22 protein-coding genes, 2 pseudogenes, 2 riboswitches and 1 other annotated feature are annotated in these 17,355 nt (G+C 40.2%); of the genes and pseudogenes, 12 read left to right on the forward strand and 12 right to left on the reverse strand.

The window, feature by feature from the left end:
- Positions 1-12: 12 nt before the first annotated feature.
- Positions 13-501 carry an Abi family protein gene (locus ACF3OH_RS00120; RefSeq protein ID WP_392455247.1) on the reverse strand — a complete coding sequence of 163 codons (489 nt, stop codon included), beginning with the start codon at positions 499-501 and terminating at the stop codon, positions 13-15.
- A gap of 59 nt (positions 502-560) precedes the next feature.
- Positions 561-923, reverse strand: coding sequence for an Abi family protein (locus tag ACF3OH_RS00125; RefSeq protein WP_392455249.1), 363 nt, complete (start codon positions 921-923; stop codon positions 561-563).
- Positions 924-1,074: 151 nt separating this feature from the next.
- Here ACF3OH_RS00125 and ACF3OH_RS00130 point away from each other — a divergent pair, with 151 nt between their 5' ends.
- The 6 genes and pseudogenes from ACF3OH_RS00130 to ACF3OH_RS00155 form a co-directional block, all read left to right on the forward strand.
- Positions 1,075-1,392 (forward strand): hypothetical protein, encoded by a 318-nt coding sequence (locus tag ACF3OH_RS00130; RefSeq protein WP_392455251.1) that lies wholly within the window; start codon positions 1,075-1,077, stop codon positions 1,390-1,392.
- 367 nt (positions 1,393-1,759) lie between these two features.
- Positions 1,760-1,806: riboswitch (PreQ1 riboswitch) on the forward strand.
- 153 nt (positions 1,807-1,959) lie between these two features.
- A complete protein-coding gene (gene queD / locus ACF3OH_RS00135) occupies positions 1,960-2,430 on the forward strand; it encodes a 6-carboxytetrahydropterin synthase QueD (protein ID WP_204589977.1) in 471 nt (156 codons plus the stop codon).
- Positions 2,423-3,151, forward strand: coding sequence for a 7-carboxy-7-deazaguanine synthase QueE (gene queE / locus ACF3OH_RS00140; protein WP_204590080.1), 729 nt, complete (start codon positions 2,423-2,425; stop codon positions 3,149-3,151). The genes queD and queE overlap by 8 nt, the downstream gene beginning before the upstream one ends.
- Positions 3,152-3,304: 153 nt before the next feature.
- Positions 3,305-3,351: riboswitch (PreQ1 riboswitch) on the forward strand.
- Between the two features lie 120 nt (positions 3,352-3,471).
- Positions 3,472-3,972 (forward strand): preQ(1) synthase, encoded by a 501-nt coding sequence (queF, locus tag ACF3OH_RS00145; protein ID WP_204589978.1) that lies wholly within the window; start codon positions 3,472-3,474, stop codon positions 3,970-3,972.
- 46 nt (positions 3,973-4,018) lie between these two features.
- Entirely contained in the window at positions 4,019-4,672 is a 654-nt protein-coding gene (gene queC, locus ACF3OH_RS00150) for a 7-cyano-7-deazaguanine synthase QueC (RefSeq protein WP_392455252.1), read from the forward strand.
- Between the two features lie 73 nt (positions 4,673-4,745).
- A pseudogene (locus tag ACF3OH_RS00155) lies at positions 4,746-5,018 on the forward strand (VCBS repeat-containing protein); the annotation flags it as partial.
- A gap of 88 nt (positions 5,019-5,106) precedes the next feature.
- Here the strand turns inward: ACF3OH_RS00155 and ACF3OH_RS00160 are convergent.
- The 4 genes and pseudogenes from ACF3OH_RS00160 to ACF3OH_RS00175 all read right to left on the reverse strand — a co-directional run bounded on the left by ACF3OH_RS00160 (position 5,107) and on the right by ACF3OH_RS00175 (position 8,064).
- On the reverse strand, positions 5,107-6,099 hold the full coding sequence (locus ACF3OH_RS00160; protein ID WP_204590081.1) for an LLM class flavin-dependent oxidoreductase: 993 nt from the start codon (positions 6,097-6,099) through the stop codon (positions 5,107-5,109).
- Positions 6,100-6,109: 10 nt separating this feature from the next.
- Positions 6,110-6,409: a DUF3219 family protein gene (locus tag ACF3OH_RS00165; protein ID WP_204589980.1), complete on the reverse strand. Its 300-nt coding sequence runs from the start codon at positions 6,407-6,409 to the stop codon at positions 6,110-6,112.
- A 193-nt stretch (positions 6,410-6,602) separates the two neighbouring features.
- Positions 6,603-6,791, reverse strand: a pseudogene (locus ACF3OH_RS00170) (AAA family ATPase); the annotation flags it as partial.
- 67 nt (positions 6,792-6,858) lie between these two features.
- Complete coding sequence (locus ACF3OH_RS00175) at positions 6,859-8,064, reverse strand: MFS transporter (RefSeq protein ID WP_239584865.1); 1,206 nt, start codon at positions 8,062-8,064, stop codon at positions 6,859-6,861.
- A 47-nt stretch (positions 8,065-8,111) separates the two neighbouring features.
- Positions 8,112-8,361: a binding site (T-box leader), on the reverse strand.
- Between the two features lie 160 nt (positions 8,362-8,521).
- On the opposite strand from ACF3OH_RS00175, the gene ACF3OH_RS00180 reads away from it, so the two are divergent.
- Positions 8,522-9,109 carry a VanZ family protein gene (locus ACF3OH_RS00180; RefSeq protein WP_392455253.1) on the forward strand — a complete coding sequence of 196 codons (588 nt, stop codon included), beginning with the start codon at positions 8,522-8,524 and terminating at the stop codon, positions 9,107-9,109.
- Positions 9,110-9,315: 206 nt separating this feature from the next.
- On the opposite strand, the gene ACF3OH_RS00185 is transcribed toward ACF3OH_RS00180, so the two are convergent.
- The 4 genes from ACF3OH_RS00185 to ACF3OH_RS00200 all read right to left on the reverse strand — a co-directional run bounded on the left by ACF3OH_RS00185 (position 9,316) and on the right by ACF3OH_RS00200 (position 12,279).
- Positions 9,316-10,146 carry a hypothetical protein gene (locus tag ACF3OH_RS00185; RefSeq protein ID WP_392455255.1) on the reverse strand — a complete coding sequence of 277 codons (831 nt, stop codon included), beginning with the start codon at positions 10,144-10,146 and terminating at the stop codon, positions 9,316-9,318.
- Entirely contained in the window at positions 10,136-10,660 is a 525-nt protein-coding gene (locus tag ACF3OH_RS00190) for an RNA polymerase sigma factor (protein WP_392455256.1), read from the reverse strand. The genes ACF3OH_RS00185 and ACF3OH_RS00190 overlap by 11 nt, the downstream gene beginning before the upstream one ends.
- Before the next feature lie 139 nt (positions 10,661-10,799).
- Positions 10,800-11,762 (reverse strand): DUF4179 domain-containing protein, encoded by a 963-nt coding sequence (locus ACF3OH_RS00195; RefSeq protein ID WP_392455257.1) that lies wholly within the window; start codon positions 11,760-11,762, stop codon positions 10,800-10,802.
- Positions 11,743-12,279 carry a sigma-70 family RNA polymerase sigma factor gene (locus ACF3OH_RS00200; RefSeq protein ID WP_392455258.1) on the reverse strand — a complete coding sequence of 179 codons (537 nt, stop codon included), beginning with the start codon at positions 12,277-12,279 and terminating at the stop codon, positions 11,743-11,745. Before ACF3OH_RS00200 ends, ACF3OH_RS00195 begins: the two co-directional genes overlap by 20 nt.
- A gap of 324 nt (positions 12,280-12,603) precedes the next feature.
- Between ACF3OH_RS00200 and ACF3OH_RS00205 the strand changes: the two genes are divergently transcribed.
- Genes ACF3OH_RS00205 through ACF3OH_RS00220 form a run of 4 tightly spaced genes read left to right on the forward strand, consistent with a single transcriptional unit; the run spans position 12,604 to position 14,494 of the window.
- Complete coding sequence (locus ACF3OH_RS00205; RefSeq protein WP_392455259.1) at positions 12,604-12,996, forward strand: hypothetical protein; 393 nt, start codon at positions 12,604-12,606, stop codon at positions 12,994-12,996.
- An 18-nt stretch (positions 12,997-13,014) separates the two neighbouring features.
- A complete protein-coding gene (locus ACF3OH_RS00210; RefSeq protein WP_392455260.1) occupies positions 13,015-13,497 on the forward strand; it encodes an NUDIX hydrolase in 483 nt (160 codons plus the stop codon).
- A gap of 32 nt (positions 13,498-13,529) precedes the next feature.
- On the forward strand, positions 13,530-14,009 hold the full coding sequence (locus ACF3OH_RS00215; RefSeq protein ID WP_392455261.1) for a GNAT family N-acetyltransferase: 480 nt from the start codon (positions 13,530-13,532) through the stop codon (positions 14,007-14,009).
- A gap of 17 nt (positions 14,010-14,026) precedes the next feature.
- Positions 14,027-14,494: an AAA family ATPase gene (locus tag ACF3OH_RS00220; protein ID WP_204589985.1), complete on the forward strand. Its 468-nt coding sequence runs from the start codon at positions 14,027-14,029 to the stop codon at positions 14,492-14,494.
- 118 nt (positions 14,495-14,612) lie between these two features.
- On the opposite strand, the gene ACF3OH_RS00225 is transcribed toward ACF3OH_RS00220, so the two are convergent.
- Together ACF3OH_RS00225 and ACF3OH_RS00230 are read right to left on the reverse strand one after the other, a co-directional pair.
- On the reverse strand, positions 14,613-15,389 hold the full coding sequence (locus ACF3OH_RS00225; RefSeq protein ID WP_392455262.1) for a M2 family metallopeptidase: 777 nt from the start codon (positions 15,387-15,389) through the stop codon (positions 14,613-14,615).
- A 12-nt stretch (positions 15,390-15,401) separates the two neighbouring features.
- Positions 15,402-16,193 (reverse strand): M2 family metallopeptidase, encoded by a 792-nt coding sequence (locus tag ACF3OH_RS00230; protein ID WP_392455263.1) that lies wholly within the window; start codon positions 16,191-16,193, stop codon positions 15,402-15,404.
- Positions 16,194-16,351: 158 nt separating this feature from the next.
- On the opposite strand from ACF3OH_RS00230, the gene ACF3OH_RS00235 reads away from it, so the two are divergent.
- On the forward strand, positions 16,352-17,047 hold the full coding sequence (locus ACF3OH_RS00235; protein ID WP_392455265.1) for a Crp/Fnr family transcriptional regulator: 696 nt from the start codon (positions 16,352-16,354) through the stop codon (positions 17,045-17,047).
- The last annotated feature ends 308 nt before the right edge of the window (positions 17,048-17,355 follow it).

Raw genomic sequence — 17,355 nt, forward strand, 5'->3', positions numbered from 1 at the left:
TGGTTACTTAAATCAAATTGACGAGTTTCTTTTGTACATGTACTTTTCCAATATAACCTTGTAATAATTCGGTGGCAAGCCGAGTTCCACTAATACTTGTTCGTACTCCAACGGTTTCTTCTTTTGATACTCTTCCATTATTGTATTCAAATTAATGAAAAACTCCAATGCGTCAAGCGGATCTTTTTGATAGAAGTATATCATTCCGAGCACCACCGCAACAAAATCATTCTTTCCTGTTCCCGTCGTGTATTCTTCTTTCGAAATTTGCACGAGCTGATGCACCATATCCAAATAGGGCAATTCAATTCGTGTTCGGTGGTTATACATTCGCCCACCATGTGCTGCCCAATTACGGAATTTATTGAAAATCTCAACGCATTTCAGAAAAAATTCTTTGTCTTCTTCTGCAGGAACTTCTCCTATTATATGCCGAATCACATCAGTCTTTACCTGATTCCCTGATAATTTATAAAGCATCACCAATTCGCCAAATGACAAGTCTTTTTTCTGTTGATTTTGTCTAGAAGATTATCTCGCTCGAACCGTTGGCTTTTCCATTACTTCCTGCCAATTTTGTAATTCTCTTTTCTCAGGTAATCTACCTGTTTCTCTCCGTATGCTTCGGCAATACTATAACTATAAGCGACACTCGAATAAAAGACAGCTTCTACATCCAACAAAGCTTCTAATAGAGTATGACGGATTCTTCTGTCCAACTGGTACAGCTCCACTATATCTTCGAAAGTTGTTCCTTCAATAAATTGGTCTTCCTGCTGATCCGGTTCTTCTTTTAGCAAAAACATTTCTTTATAACCATTTATCAAGTCATAATAGCTTGTTCTAAGCAATTGCATTTTCGCTTTTTCAACGTTATGTATTCGCAGCCCTCTTGCTTCGAGCTTTTTAATCTGTTGGTCCACGGTTAAAAATGGTTTTTGGTATAGGTCATTTATTGTTGCCTCTTACTTTATGGCAGTACTCAATTTACTTCCAATCGTTTATAAAAATCTAAATTTGAAATCAGATGGTCTTCAATGCTTGGAACTCATTAAATCAACTGGAGGAAGATAAATGAGCGATTTAGAGTTTATGACGTCGTATGTAAATCATCTGAGTTTAGCACTTCTAGTATCAATCTTCAGCTTAATCGCTTCCGGTATTTTCAAGTCTAGAACGGATCTGATCTGGCTACTCAGTACAACTTTACTGTTAATTCTCTTTTCAAGCTTACTTGTCACCATTATGGAGTACATAGCAGAGAATCTTTCAACCGACTTCTATGTGATGTTCATCGCATACATCGCTCTTGTCATCATCTTCATTCGGAATTTATATGTGTATTTCAGAAATCGGAAAAGAACAAAATACAATACTAATAAGGAAGTTTAGATAGTGTACTTTTTACTACCTCTTTAGCTACTAATAATAGTTGGAACACTATCAGTAGCGACAATTACTTGAACTAAAGTGGTTATGTGTTGATTGGGTAAAACCGTACCTGTGCCTCACACAATTCAACAATCTTAATTTAATATGGTTTGCTCTATATAGTTATAGAATTGCAATGCAAACTCAGAATCATTGGGTACACTGTTACCTTAGAATAAAACGCTTAATTTAACAGTAATTGATTATGAATCTAGAGGATCAAAAAATTCTAGTAAATAGCAAAGTAAGCGCGGTTTTATTGGAATTACATTTGATATCTACTGAAAACTACTATATGATAATCTTATACAATAACGCCCGAAATAAAACGGGAGAGGTTCATAGCTACTACCCTCTATAAAAAACTATGGAAACATGACTATTCGCCATGTCCATATAGGACGTGGCTTTTTTTATGTTTTCTTCCTATGTTTTAATAGAACGAATCATAGCGCCTCTCTTGGAAAGTGTCGGAAACATTTTACGAGGGAGTTTTTTATATTTATAAGCTGAAGGAGATTTTAACATATGCCTGAATTTAGAATTGTCGATAAGCTACAAAAAATCGATGTGGATATTAAAAGTAGTCAATTGAAGTATCATGCAAAGCGTGTACTTGTCAGTAAAGAGTTTACGTTTGACGCCGCACATCATCTCCATAACTATGAGGGAAAGTGTAAAAATCTACATGGACATACGTATCGTGTGATTTTAGGCTTAAGCGGTTATACGGACGATCGAGGATTGATGATTGATTTTGGAGAAATTAAGGAAATGTGGAAGCAAATCGAAACGTATTTGGACCATCATTATATCAATGAAACGCTACCTCCGATGAATACAACAGCTGAAAATATTGTTGTTTGGATTTATGAAGAATTACATGGTGCTTTGCAACAGGAGCAACGGTATGATGGCGCACGTGTAGAGTTTGTAAAGCTATATGAAACGCCTACGAGCTATGCTGAAGCAAGAAGGGAATGGATGGAAGTTGAGTAAAGTCCCTGTAATTGAAATTTTTGGTCCTACAATGCAAGGCGAGGGCATGGTAATAGGTCAGAAAACGATGTTTGTACGCACAGCTGGATGTGATTATGCCTGTTCTTGGTGCGATTCGTCATTTACATGGGACGGCAGCGGCAAGCATTTAATCGTGCAAATGACGGCCGAGGATATTTGGACAGAGTTGAAACGTGTTGGTGGAAATAGGTTTTCATTTGTCACAATTTCAGGAGGAAATCCAGCACTTCTTTCCAACCTAGGTGCACTGATTGCGATTTTAAAACAAAATAATATAAAAATTGGGGTAGAGACGCAAGGAAGTAAGTGGCAGGATTGGCTATACGACATCGATGAATTAACAATTTCACCAAAGCCACCTAGCTCTGGTATGACCACAAATTTTTCGATGCTGTCTACTATTTTAGAGAAGTTGAAAATTCGAAATGGTAATCAACATATGTCCCTAAAAATCGTTATCTTTAATCAAGAGGATTATGAGTATGCCAAAGATGTACATCAACGATACCCAGACATCCCCCTTTATTTACAAGTCGGAAATGATGATATTACCACTTCAGACACTGGACAATTAGCAAATCATCTATTGGCAAAGTATGAAATGCTCATTGATCAAGTGATGATGGATGAACAATTAAATGATGTTAAAGTACTGCCACAGCTGCATACCCTCATCTGGGGAAATAAAAGAGGGGTGTAAGTCTGGGCTGTAAAATGATAGGCAAATGTGGAGGAAGCTTAAGTTTAGTATGAAATGAATTCACATTATTCTAGAAAAGCATCATGTCGAAATATTGATTTACAGGTACTACTATATATAATACAATGAACACTAATGAAATACCTGAGTTGTTCAGGAGAGGTTCATAGCTGATACCCTCTATAAAAAACTATGGAAACATGACAATTCGCCATGTCCATATCGGATGTGGCTTTTTTTATGTCTCTACTAGTTTATTTAGAGTCGTTATAGTTAGCCCTCCTTGAAATACTACGGTATTAACTTAAGGAGGTTTTTTTATGTCTGGTCGTCACCAAAAAGAAGGATTAGAGGATTTAACATTATTAGGGAATCAAAATGTGAAGTACACATTTGAATATGCACCAGAAGTTTTAGAGTCTGTTGACAATTTACATGTAGACCGTGATTATTTTGTGAAATTTAATTGCCCAGAGTTTACAAGTCTTTGTCCGATTACGCAGCAACCGGATTTTGCAACGATGTATATTTCATATATTCCAGATAAAAAAATTGTGGAAAGTAAGTCGTTGAAATTATATTTATTTAGTTTCCGCAACCACGGTGATTTCCACGAGGATTGTGTAAATATTATTATGAATGATTTAATTAAACTTTTAGATCCTCGCTATATTGAAGTATGGGGCAAGTTTACACCACGTGGAGGTATTTCAATTGATCCATGGTGCAACTACGGTCGTCCAGGTACAAAATATGAAGAAATAGCAAACTATCGTTTAATGAATCATGATTTATATCCTGAAAAAATTGATAATCGCTAATTTTTCAATTTACTAAACTTTGCTTGCAAAAAGAGGAGAAAAAATAATGAAACATGATAAGGCCGTTGTTGTATTTAGTGGCGGGCAAGATAGTACAACGTGTTTGTTTTGGGCTTTAAAAAACTTTAAAGAGGTAGAAGCCGTAACTTTTGATTATGGACAACGCCATGCACTCGAAATTGAATGTGCTAAACAAATTGCCCAGGAGTTGAACGTACGACATCATATTTTAAATATGTCGCTCTTGAATCAGTTGGCACCGAATGCGTTAACGCGAGACGATATCGAAATAAAAGAAGGGGAGGAAGACGAGCTCCCATCTACGTTTGTACCAGGTCGTAATTTAGTTTTTTTATCCTTCGCAGGGATTTTAGCAAGCCAAATTGGCGCGAAGCATATTGTAACAGGTGTGTGTGAAACCGATTTTAGTGGCTATCCAGATTGTCGCGATGCCTTTGTAAAATCATTGAATGTCACATTAAATTTGTCGATGGATACATCATTTGTTATACATACGCCACTCATGTGGATCGATAAAGCAGAGACATGGGCTTTAGCAGATCAGCTAGGTGCGTTTGACTTTGTTCGTCAAAAAACATTGACATGTTATAACGGAATAATTGCGGATGGATGTGGGGAGTGCCCAGCATGTAAGCTTCGTCTGCAAGGAATGGAAGCTTATGTACAATCGTTAAACTAGGAGTATTTTAGCGAGCAGGATACCCTCAGTCATCTTAGGCAAGTCTAAATGGAGGTCGATGTCTCTCTCAATCATTATTGACATTTCAGCAAGAGGCAGCGAGTATTTAGATGAAATCTATTATGAAAATGGAAAGCTGAAGAGTCCGATCACTGGATTTGTAAATCCGCTTAGTGGGTTGTATCCTGTAGATTTTGATTACAATCAACAGTTTGAGTTGTTGGCCTATCAGAAAATTGCGGGGCGATATAATGCGGATTCTTTAGGGTATGTTTTGAATACTTTAGCATGGTCGGGTAATAGATTTGGTTTGCAAAATCAGTATGTTGCTATCTTTGGAAGTTAGGATATAAAAAGGTGTTAGGAGAGCATCAAAATGTAATCAACTAAATAGAAAAACAACCAGTTAGCCTTTAATTAACTGGCTGTTTTTATTACAAGAGTTCTTCAGCAATCAATTTATACGACTGTAAGCGATCCATATAGTCATGAGTGATAGTAATAATCATGAATTCATTGGTGTGGTAGATGGATTGTAACTGTTCAAGCTGCTCCCGTACTTCTTGTGGATTGCCGATGATCATTTTGCGCCGCATCTCTTCAATTTCTTGTTGATCTTCGCTTGTATATGGATAGTTTTCGACTTCTTCTAGTGAAGGGACCCCAACGCTACCTTCCCCTTTTGCCATATTTAACTTCCAGAGAAAACCACTCTTTGCCAAGTGTTCAGCTTTCTCGGTCGTTTCTGCACAAATGGCAGACACGGCTATGATTGATTCTGGTTGTTGGGATAAACCCGGTTGAAAATTTTCTTTGTAGGTTTTAAGGATTTCCGGCCCGTCTTTATCGCTCATAAAATGACCGAATGCATAGGCGCTTCCGTTCTCTGCAGCAAGCTTGGCACTTTTACTACTTGTCCCGAGAAGCCATGGTTTAGGAGAAATTTCCGGAAGCGGTGCTGCAGATACTTTTGAATACATATGGTCTTCCGGAAAATCATCTTTGAGGAAATGCAAAAGTTCTTTAAAGGATTCCGGCATTTTGTAGACATTTTGTAAATAATTATCCGAGAGAGCCGTCGTCACTTCCGCTGATCCGCCCGGAGCCCTTCCGATCCCTAAATCAATTCTGCCAGGAAACAGGGTCGCTAGCATATTATAGACTTCAGCAACCTTGTATGGTTTATAATGCGGAAGCAATACCGCCCCTGCTCCGATACGGATTGTTTTGGTGTGCGCCCCAATATAGCCCAGCATTACTTCCGGCGCAGAACAGGACAGTCCGGTGAAATCGTGATGCTCGGCAATCCAATAACGTGTGTACCCGAACTGTTCACCACTTTTTGCGAGCTCCATGGAAGCCTGCAAAGCCGTAGCTGGTGTTTTGCCAGCGGATACAGGTGATTGATCCAGGATGCTTAACTTCAGTCGATTTTCTCTATCCAATTTCAATCAGCTCCAGGCTGAATAGTGATGAAGAATTTTCATCCGTGAAATCAGTCCGTGAAGTAGAGTAATTGTTGATAGTTCCTCTGAAGCTCAAATCGAGTTCAGGGATCTTTACATCAAATGTATTTTTGTATAAATGGACCGTAACGTCGTGGTACTCATTTCCGCCTCTTACTTCGAAATCAAACCGAATCGTCTTTGCTTTTTTTTCGGAGCTGTTTGTGGAGACTCCCTCTTCAAAATCAGTTACCTTCAAAGAAAAATCGTCCAAAATCACTTCATTTACCATTACAGATCCTCCTCAATAGTTACCTAAGTTTGTCCATAGTAACACTCGCTAAAAACGTTTAACAAATCTTCTGCTTTGTTGAGTTAGGGTACAATAAAAGATAGGGTGAAGGAGATACCTGAAATTTTATAAACGAGCTGAACAGAAGTAAGCGATATTGTTTAACTAACGGGGTAGAAAAGATTAATGATTTTTTTAGGATTTGACGAATCAAATCAATTGAGGGGTTTCCATCTCGATCATGGACCTTCAACATGTCACGACGAACAACATCCTGAGAAACAAGAAGTGTGCCATTTCCTAATTGGTTTTGAAGAGTCTTCGCAGCAGTTGTTTTTCCACTTCTAGAGTTTCCTCTTATAATGATCAACGTAGATTCCATAATTTCCTCCTTGTATGTTACTTAATTCATTTTCCTAAATATATCTATGAAAATATCAGAGCTATCCTTAGCCTAATTCTAATGCAGTCGAGCTTCTTCTGAAAGTCATTCTCCAAGCAAGTAGTCCTACCGTGAGGAAAACTAAAGAACCTATAAATCCTACTAGTTGAACAGATGCACCTGTCGCTGCTAAACCAATACCCCCTGTTAAGACAATAATCATGAAGGCCTGCACAATTCCGAATAGACTACTAAATCTGCCCATCATTGAAGCAGGAACGTGGTTTTGATAAAACGTTAAGTATCCAGTGTTGGCAAAAGTAAATGCAAAACCTATGAGCACTGTTCCAATGACAGCGCTCATAAAATCTTGGGAGCTATAGAGAAGAATATAGCCGATTGTAGTTCCAAGTGAACCGTATCCAATCAAAGTATTGACAGCTAAATACTTTGTGAATAGTGTGTTGATGGCCGAGCCGAGTAAGATACCTGCACCAAATAGACTTAAAAGAAGTCCATAATTAGTATCTGATAGTTCAAGTGACTGCTTAATAAAAGCTGCTTCTATGGAATCGAGTGACGTCATCATCACAAGCATTGCGATAAAAAGTAAATAGATTTTAATGACGAATGTATTGGAATAGCTGAACGAATAGATGAGCGAAATGTCTTTCTTGACCATTGCCCAACTTAAGATACGAGAGTCGGTTTCCGAAGACTGCAAATCAACAGTTGGTAACAAGAGAAGAATACCTGCTGAAACGAGAAGTGCTAGAGAATTGATGTAAATGGCATTTTCTGCAGAACCAATAAAGAATAACAGTCCGGCCACGGCAGGACCAAATAATGTACCACACGAAAGAATCAGTCCTCGCAGTGCATTAAACCGCTGTCTATCTTCTTCCCGAATCAGTTTAGTCATATAGACCATAGAAGTGGGTTCGAACATCGTGCTTGCCACATTGATGAAGAATACGAGTATGTAAACGTAAAATATAGAAGGCATGATAGGTAGGAAACCAATAAGAGCTGCACGTAAAATATCGAGTACAATCATCAGATGCTTTGAGTTCGTGCGATCAATAAAACTTCCCGCCCAAAAATTTGTGAAAAGCGTCGCTAGCGGTCCAAGGATATAAAGGACCGATACAGCAATAACTGATTCGGTTCTTTCTAATACCATCAAATTTAAAGCGATTAGGTAAACCCATCCCCCTAAAGTAGAGGTTCCGATTCCAACCAATAGTAGACTTCTGTTCTTCCAATTCTTCATATTCATTCCCCCTAAAATAAAAAAATCCCGCCCTCAAGACGATTAGTCTTGAGGACGAGATTCTCTCGTGGTGCCACCTCTAAATGTTTATGCATTGCTACACAAACCTCATTCGGTACGACCGTCATTGCGGTGTATACCTAAGCTCTATAACGGGAGCGCCCGTTACACCATCCCTTCACAGTTCCGGTGCAATGCTCAGAGGTTTGATTCGATACCCAGCCCTTACTCCTTCTCACCAACCGGAGCTCTCTTTGAAAGTCGTAGGATATGTACTAGTCTCTTCAATGCATTTTGATTTTGCCTATCGTATCACAGTGCGATTTGATTGGTAAAGAAAGAATTTAGAAATCCTTAAGAATTCCTCTACCTATTTCTTCAGATTTCAATGAAATAATTAGTGTATCAGCTAAAAAGCATACACGCGATTGATCTGAAGAAGAGGAGTTGGATGAGAATGAAGACGGAAGAGTCTTGGTCGTATATAGCCACTATTGACGCATGGTATGTTTTGGGACCACTGTTTGTCGTGTATTTGATTTTGATGATGGGGAAGATAAAGAAACAGAGTGAGAGGTACAATGTGTTTCAATACATCACGTTGATCACTTTAGGCACTTATCTACTATCGGTGCTAGCTTTAACCACGTTCCCAATTGAAGTGAACTGGGGAATGTATAAAAATCAGACTTCCTGGCTTAGCCGAATCAATCCCATCCCGATACTAACAATTGATTTAGCAACATTTGTATTGAATATCATTATGTTCATTCCATTTGGCGTCTACCAATGGTTAGTGATGAGGAAAGATAAAATCTCGTGGGAGCCGGTCTTAGTCGGTAGTTTGCTGTTCAGTATCTGTATAGAAATAGTGCAACTTCTGATGTACATTATTTTCAATAGTGCTCGAAGTGTAGATGTGAACGACTTGATTGCCAACACACTAGGTGGAGTAGTCGGTTTTTATTCAATAAAATGGATTTCAAAAAATACGTACTTCCGAAACCTTATAGATGTATTTAAAGTTCCAGCAAAAATCTTATAAACTAAAATTGTAATTTCACAAATCCTAATATTTCAGGATTTGTGTTTTTTTATTTAACCTTCAATAGGTACCTGTGAGGGGAACTCTGGAAATTGTGATCACTTCTTCAATTGACTGATAATAAGATCTGTTACATCCTTCTGTGAAAGGTCACTTGTATAACTAAACAGAAAGAAGCCACCAGAGGTTTGGTGGCTTTTGTTTGGTTATGGAGTGAATAGATTGTTGATGATTGCAGTCAGTTTCCATTCATCGCTAGCATCTTCTTGCTCAAATACTAAGTTGAGGCTCCGGTAGTCGAGATTGCTGTATTGGGCGGTTCCCGCGTGATAGAACTCGACGATTTTAGCTTCTGGATAGACACTCATTAAATAGTTCGACGGGTCGAGTTCTTCGTTCGGTGTATCGACGAAGACTTCATCTGCTTCAAAAAAGCGCTCGACTTGAAGATGTTCTTCAAAGTAACCCGCAGGCGTCAAACGAATCTCCGTATTGGCTTCTCCGTAACCCCAAAGATACGTTTCGGAGTCGGATAACAGACCTGCGATTTCACTTTGCTGGAAGCTGACCGTAGAGTCTGAGACAGAAAGGTAAGGCGAGAACTGAATTCCTTTTTGTGAGTGAACGTTGTTTGCGAGTGCTTCCATATCGCGGTCGTGAAGAGCTTGCAGGATTTCATTGGCTTGTTGTTCAAGTGCAGCAGAATCAAACGCTGTTTCTTCTGGTTGTTCTTCGGGTGCAGTTCCTGGAACGAGGTCACCCGGTTGTTCAGCAGGAAGGGGTGGTTCTTCCACTGCTGTGTTTGATGGTGTGTTGAACAGATTAATCGAAAGAATCGTCAGGATGAAAAGAGCAGCGACTGCAATGAGCCCAGTTCGTGCTTTAGACCAGTTCGTGTGGCTTCGCTTTGGTGGAGCGACAGGTTCTTCAAGTGCTTTCATGATGTTTTGGTGAAGGCGGTGTTGCGTTTCTTCTGACATGCGGTGCGCCGGGAATGTGTTCAGTTCGTTGTCAGGTGTGAGGCGATTATCGTTCATACAATTCCCTCCAATTGGGTTCGGATCGTAAGGCTTTAATGGCACGATGGAAATTTGTGCGAACCGCGGTCTCTTTGCAGCCTAGGATAGTGGCTGTTTCGCTGACTGAAAGTCCTTGGATTCCGCGGAGTAGCAACACGTCTCGAAATTTCTTTTTTTGTTGGTTGATGAGATGGTAGAGTGCCAACTTGTCTTCGCTATCAAGTACCTGTTGTTCGGGTGAGTCACTCGTCGGCGTAGGGAGAGTGGCGTCTTGCCACGGAAGTGCGGTCAAGCTGACTTTGGTTTGTCGTTTTCTTGCGTGATCGATTGCGATATTGCGTGCGATACTCATCAGCCAGGTCTTAGGGCTCGATTGGTTCTGGAAACTGCCCAGGCCTCTTCCAGCTTTGATGAATACGTCTTGCACTAAATCTTCAACGTCTCGCGTGCCTGTATAGTAGACAAGGAAGTTGTAGATGTCTTGGCTGTAGAGATAGAACCAGTCAGAGATGGTTTGTTGGTCGCTGTTCATGTAGCTTTGATCCTCCTTTGCGTGCAGGTACTAATTAGACGGATTGTTTTTCTCTGTGTGTCAAAACGAGCTGAATATGTAATTTATTTTAAAAATGCCCCATTCAGAATGTTTGAATGGGGCAACGTTTCTATTCATTCTAATTTAAATTTAATTCAATTGGAGTCAAGTTAATCTCTTTATTATTAACTTTGAAATACGGCTCCAAAATGATGGTCTCCATTTCCACACCTTTTTTAAGAACAAGTAAAGTGTTATCTGTCCTCGAAATAGAAGCGTAGTCATTTTCAGTTTTTACCTTTGATCGGAAGAGAAGCCCTTCACCTTCAATCCCTACTTGCTCTTGGATAGCAAAATTCACGACAACACTCGCTTTATTGATTACTACACCGGAAAATAGTACTGCATAATCACCATTCGCTGAAACGGCTGTTTCATTTAGTATCAATGTTTTAGAAGGTGAGGCTTCCACTGGCACATTGAACTTCCATTCTCCTCTTACACCAGCCATAGACGTAAACGTAATCGGCAATGTCTTTAAATCCTGCAGGTTGTGGTTTTCTAAGATAATAGCCGAGACGTAAGCATCGCCTTCCTTAGTTAAAGCTGCCAAAGTCCCACCTAAGTCGTCTGTGTCATCTTGTAACTTGAATAAATCAAACGAATAGCCAGCCTCCGGTCCTACGTCCGTTGGTAGATTTTCTGGTAACTCTGAGCCCGTTGCTTTAAAAGTAAGCCCTAGGAAGTGACCGTCATAGAAAGCGGACGTAACAGTTACGGTTACACCGTTTGTAGTGACGGATTCATTGATCTCTGTTACAAGTTGCTCAGATGCCATTTCTACCCCAACAGACATGTTTAGCATCTGATAGTAGTCTCCCACAAAAGGAACTTGAGCTAAAACATTCCCGATGGGCGTCACTACTAGACCAGCTGCTAGAATCGCCGCTGCCGCACTAGAGCCAATCATAGTGAACCGTTTTGTCAGGTGAGCCTTTTGGCGCGTCTTTTTCACATGCTGCCCCTTTGTAATACCTTGTTTGATAGCATGATTCACATCCGTTGTTGGAACTTCAATGCCTTTAAATAAGTCGTTTTGCATGGTACTCCTCCTTTAGTAAATCTTTCAATTCCACTTTCGCCCGTCGCAGATGTGTCTTCACAGTCGAGGCAGGTTTCTCCAGAACAAGTGAAATCGTTTTGATTGGCAAATCGTAGTAGTAGTAAAGTGTAATGCAGTTTCGATAATCAGGGCTCAGATGTTCGATTGCATGAGATAAATCAATAGAATCAGATACCACGTAGTGCGATTCCAAAATATACTGAATGGTCTCGTCTGGCAGCTGGATTGTCCGTTTCTGTTTCCCAAGCATCTTGTATGCTGTCGTAATCAAAATCTTCACAAGCCAGGTACTAAAATAGACAGGCTCCTTCACTTGATGGATAGATAGAAACGCTTGAAATGTTGCTTCTTGTACCACATCCAATGCATCTTCCTTGTTCTGCATGTGCAAGTAGGCAATTTTATAGAGCTTGTTACTTTCATGAATAATCAGCTGTTCAAAAGCGTGTTCATCGCCTGCTATCGCAGCATGAACCAGTTGGATTGAATACGTCATATGTATCCTCCTTTCACTTATTAGAGGCATTGAGGAGAAGAGAAAGTTTCAAAGTATATGTAAAAGTTTTAAAATCAAAAATTAAATAATCTGCATCGACTCCTATGATACCATTTATTGTAAGGTGGATAGAGAGGAGAGTTAACAGGAAATATCGCTCTTAACAAAAGAATGTTTTACTAGTTTTTTCTTTTTAGTGACAGTAGTGAATATTTTCGAGATGATTGAAACAAAAGTGGAGTTGATTGATATACTCACAGTACCAATATTTAGGTTTTGAGAGCGTATTCAAATAGTAAATGTAACTAGGAGGAGAAATTGCAAATGAGCGAATTAATACTATTTAGTGATTTATACAAATTCTTGGGGTCACTAGGACCTATGAGGATTTCTATGACAGGAAAGACACTATCTATCGGATTTACACCGATGAAATTTGCTGGAAAGATGGCGAAATTCGCTACCTTGAATGGTGAGAAGAATTATAGATGTTTAATTCTCCATGTGGACGCTGGAAATCCCAATTCTATAAAAGGTCCCAAGATTCAAGAACAAGTACAAGCCCTTCTGGGTTTTGATATTGAAGTATTGCGGAAATTCAAGAAGAAGGGTCATGAAGTGTACATTCCTCTTGAAGTTCTATTAGATTCTTCAAATTTAAAAGCTGCCAAAGAGTTTACACAAGGTGAGTACCTTCGAATAACTCATACGAGATAAGTAGAGAGGAGTAACAAGATGAAAATGCCTACACATATAGTCGCAGTCGGTGGAATTGTGGAAGACACTAAAAACAATATTCTCTTAGTGAAAACACAACATGGGGGATGGGTTTTTCCGGGTGGACAAGTAGAAGTTGGAGAGAATTTGCTTGATGCACTTGTGAGAGAAGTGCAAGAGGAAAGTGGAATCAATATTGAAATCGTGAACTTAATTGGTGTCTATTCAAATACAGGAGTCCATAAATGGTACGACGGTATCACAGACGTTCCAACGAAGCTAATGCTTGATTACGTCTGCAAACCTACAGGAGGAGAACTGACCACATCTATTGAGACGACAGAGGTAAGGTGGATACAGAAAGACCAAGTTTTAGAGCTGATTACTGCGCCGGCAATCCGAGAAAGATTCCAGGCCTATTTGAAATTCAAAGGTGATATCACCTATATGGATTACGTGACGCACCCGGATTTTGTGATCAATAAGGAGCGAATGATTTAACAATTGAATAATAGACTGAAAGAAGGAAAACTATGATTGAACTAAGAGAAATGGCTCCCCAAGAGTTTGAAGTCTATTTTCAAGATAAACTTCAGCGCTATACAGAGGTTTTATCTGAAAACGTACATGAAGTGGGTGGGAATCCTTCCGAACAAGCTAAAAAGCAACTAAGCAACTTACTTCCAAAAGGTCTCGCAACTCGTTATCACTGGTTATTTACTGTGCAAGTAGATGCGGTATTAGCCGGCTATGTGTGGGTGAAAATAGATGACGAAAAGAAGAGTGCGTTTCTTTACGAAATCTATTTATTCGAAGTGTATCGTGGCAATGGCATTGGTACAGAAGTTATGCGTCAGATAGAGCATTTACTTCGCCAAAAAGATATCACTTATTTCAAACTTCACGTGTTCGGAAGCAATACAGGAGCACGAAAGCTATACGAAGAACTGGGCTTTCAAATTGCGGGGGTTAATATGTTGAAATCGCTGGATAGTGAACTGCTGAAATCCTAAAAAAGTAGGAGGTTCTCATGACAATCATCTATATAACTGGTTTATCTGGAGTCGGGACAACAAGTGCATTGGATGAATTAAATTATAGAGGCTATAGAACAATCGACACAGATTATGGAGACTATGTTGAAGAAGTAGTCACAGGAACAGCAAAAGCGCATTTCTTAAACGAGAATAAAATGAAGCAGCTAGTTGAAAGTAGTGGGGAGGAACACCTCTTTATTTCCGGATGCTGCGACAATCAAGGAAAGTTCTATAAAGACTTTGATGTCGTAGTCTTGTTGAAAGCGGATCTTTCTACAATGTTTGAGAGAATTGAGGCACGGACTACAAATCAATATGGAAAAACACCGGAACAGAGACAAGAAATTCTTGAAAACCACAGTGCAGTTCTGCCACTTTTAGAGAAGAGTTCAGATGTCATCATAGACACTACAAACTTATCTATTCCGGAAGTAGCAAATCAGTTAGAAGCTTTGCTTTGAAAGTATACTCGTATACCAGTATATGAATATACTGATATACAGCTGCCCAAAAGATAAAATCTATACTAAACTAAAACCAGCTGACCCCAAACAGGATTCAGCTGGTTTTTGTATAATATTATTTTTTACAATACAACTCCACAAAATGAGTCGGGTTGAGCTTTTCGCCTGTGATACGCTCGATTTTTTCGTTCCAGTCGTACAGGGCCGCTGGTTTGAAGAAATCATTCAGGAGCATGTCGCCCGCTTCTTGTGTAAAGAATTCCGGTGAGATTTCTGTCTCGATATGGCGCTGAAGCTGTGCCGCCATTAATTCACCTAACAAGTAGTTCTGGTAGTAGACCGGTGCTAGTGTGAAGTGGATTTTCGCTGCCCAGTCTGGATTCGATGTATCTTCTGGTGGCGTGACAAGTTGCACGTCGCTCACAATTTTCCACCATAATGCATTCAAATCTTGGTCAGGGTTTTCATAGAGTTCCTTCTCAAAGAACACAAACGTGATAATCCAACGCACCATGATCAACATTTGAAGCTGTTGGTATTCCGCAAGTTCTCCTTCAAGGCCGTCAATCGTCTTTTCATCAAGTCTTAAGAAACGCTTTAACCAGCGTGGATCTTTCCCCATCTTGCCGAACAACATCGCAATCGCCTCTGTCGTCAACGTATGGCTATTCGTGCGTAACATGAACGGAAGGTCGCTATCAACATATTTGAAATACGCCGCATGCCCAAACTCATGCAAGTTCGTTTCCATCCAGTACGCATCCTCTGTCAGATTGCATAATACGCGCGTGTCGCCAGCGCGGTCGACGTCCATACAAAACGCTGTCGGATTCTTTTTTGCACGTGGGAACAAATCGCTCTTCGCATACAAATCATCAATCTGGATTCCCATAGAATTGAACGTCTATGTCGTCAGTCGTAGAATATCTTTTCCCTTATAAAATGAATCAAGATTCGTTGCGTCAGAAGCAGGCGCTTCCTGGAAGAACGGATCCACATAGTGCCACGGGCGAATCTCTTCCGGTGTGATGCCGAACTTTTTCGCTAGGCGTGCATCCAGATCTGACTTCATCTTACGGTAGGCAGTATCCGATTGGTCGATCAGGTCATTGAAGATAGAAAATATCTCCCCGCGGTCCAGTTCCTGCAGTTCAAAACTCATTTGGTGATGGTTGTCGTAGCCAAGTAATCGAGCCGCTTCATTGCGCTTTTTCACAAGCTCAAGTAAACCTTTTTCTACAACGCCGCCAACTTCTTTACTCGCAAGCCACACTTTCTTACGCAGTTCTAGATCTGTGCTCGTCAAAAGTACTTCTCGGATATCGTTAGCAGAATACGATTTGCCGTCCACTTCTGGTGTATATGTATTGAACAAGTAGTTCAGTTCTGAACCACGCTTCGCAAGGTCCGCAATAATTTCTTCCGGAAGCTGATTGCTCTTCATGTCATTGACCAGTAACTGCAATTGACGACGTTCTTCTACGCTTCCACTGTCAGTTTCAAGGAACTTGAGCGCCTCTTCATATTTCTCTTTTGATGAAAACAACAGACTAAACTTCGTGTCTTCTTCTCCAGATTTCTCCGCCCATTCCGCTTCTCCAGTCGTCTGCGCCATCCATCCCGCTTCCGAAGAACGAATATACAGATCTTTCATTTGGTCATTGAATTCCTTTAAAAATGTCTCGCGTGTACTCAAATTGTCGCAACCTTTCTCGTTTGAATTTACTTCCTCTATCTAACTATTCGACTTCCGTTATAAAATTCCTTTAAGAAGTATATATAATCATCTATAGCCAATCAATGAAACATGGTATAAAGTGGTAGTATACATACTACTTTTGGAGGTGGAAGGACATGTTTGTTGAACAAGAATCGATGTCAGAGGATTTAAAAGAACTGTTGGCACTGCCGCATGTGGTGAAGAGTTTCAAGAAAGACAGCTACTTATTCCAAGAAGGCGACAAAATTCAGCATCTGTTCTTCCTCACAAAAGGCAAAGTGCAACTGAACAAAGTCAACTCGGACGGTCGAGAACTCACGCTGCGCATCTGCGGAGCAGGCCAGTTGCTTGGCGAGGTGTATCTGTATTCCCCTGAGGCATTCTATATGCTGGATGCGAAGGTGAAAGAGGATGCTGAATGTTACTTGTTTCCGCTGCATGAACTCGAAGCGGAGCTCCAAAAGAATGCGCGACTTGCTGCGGCGTTTATGAAATGGATGTGCTTGAATCAGCAGAAGACGCAGACTCGCTTCCGGGACTTGTTGTTGAACGGGAAAAAGGGAGCACTTTACTCGACGTTGATCCGGTTGTCGAACAGTTACGGCGTTCAGAAGTCAGAAGGTGTGTTGATTGATGTACAGCTGACCAATCAAGACCTCGCGAATTTTTGTGGGATGGCGCGCGAAGTGACGAACCGGATGTTGTCCGAACTGAAGAAGCAGCAAGTGGTATCGACGTGTGATGGGAAACTCCTGATTCGAGACCTTGCGTATTTAAAAACTGAAATCCAATGCGAGAACTGTCCGTTGTCGCTGTGTCGAGTTGATTAACTGAAGAGATGCTACATGACCACCTCCGAATTGCGGAGGTGGTTTTTTGTGTTTGAGAAGATTTAGTTTCCATAATATGACTTCGGTAGAAGAAATCCTCGTTAGTGCAGAATAAATCGGCGATTCGGTAGAAGAAAATCGAGTTTCGGTAGAAGAAATCCACCATTCAGCCGATGAACGCTCGCTCACCCAAAACTTCCAGCCTCTCCATCAGACAAAGTTTGACAAAAGTATGAAGTGATTTCACATTTCGCATAGATTATTGTCACAGAAGTGATTTATGTCACAGTTGCCGCCTAGGGATTGCT

This window comes from Chryseomicrobium aureum (genome assembly GCF_043182735.1).
GTDB lineage: Bacteria > Bacillota > Bacilli > Bacillales_A > Planococcaceae > Chryseomicrobium > Chryseomicrobium aureum.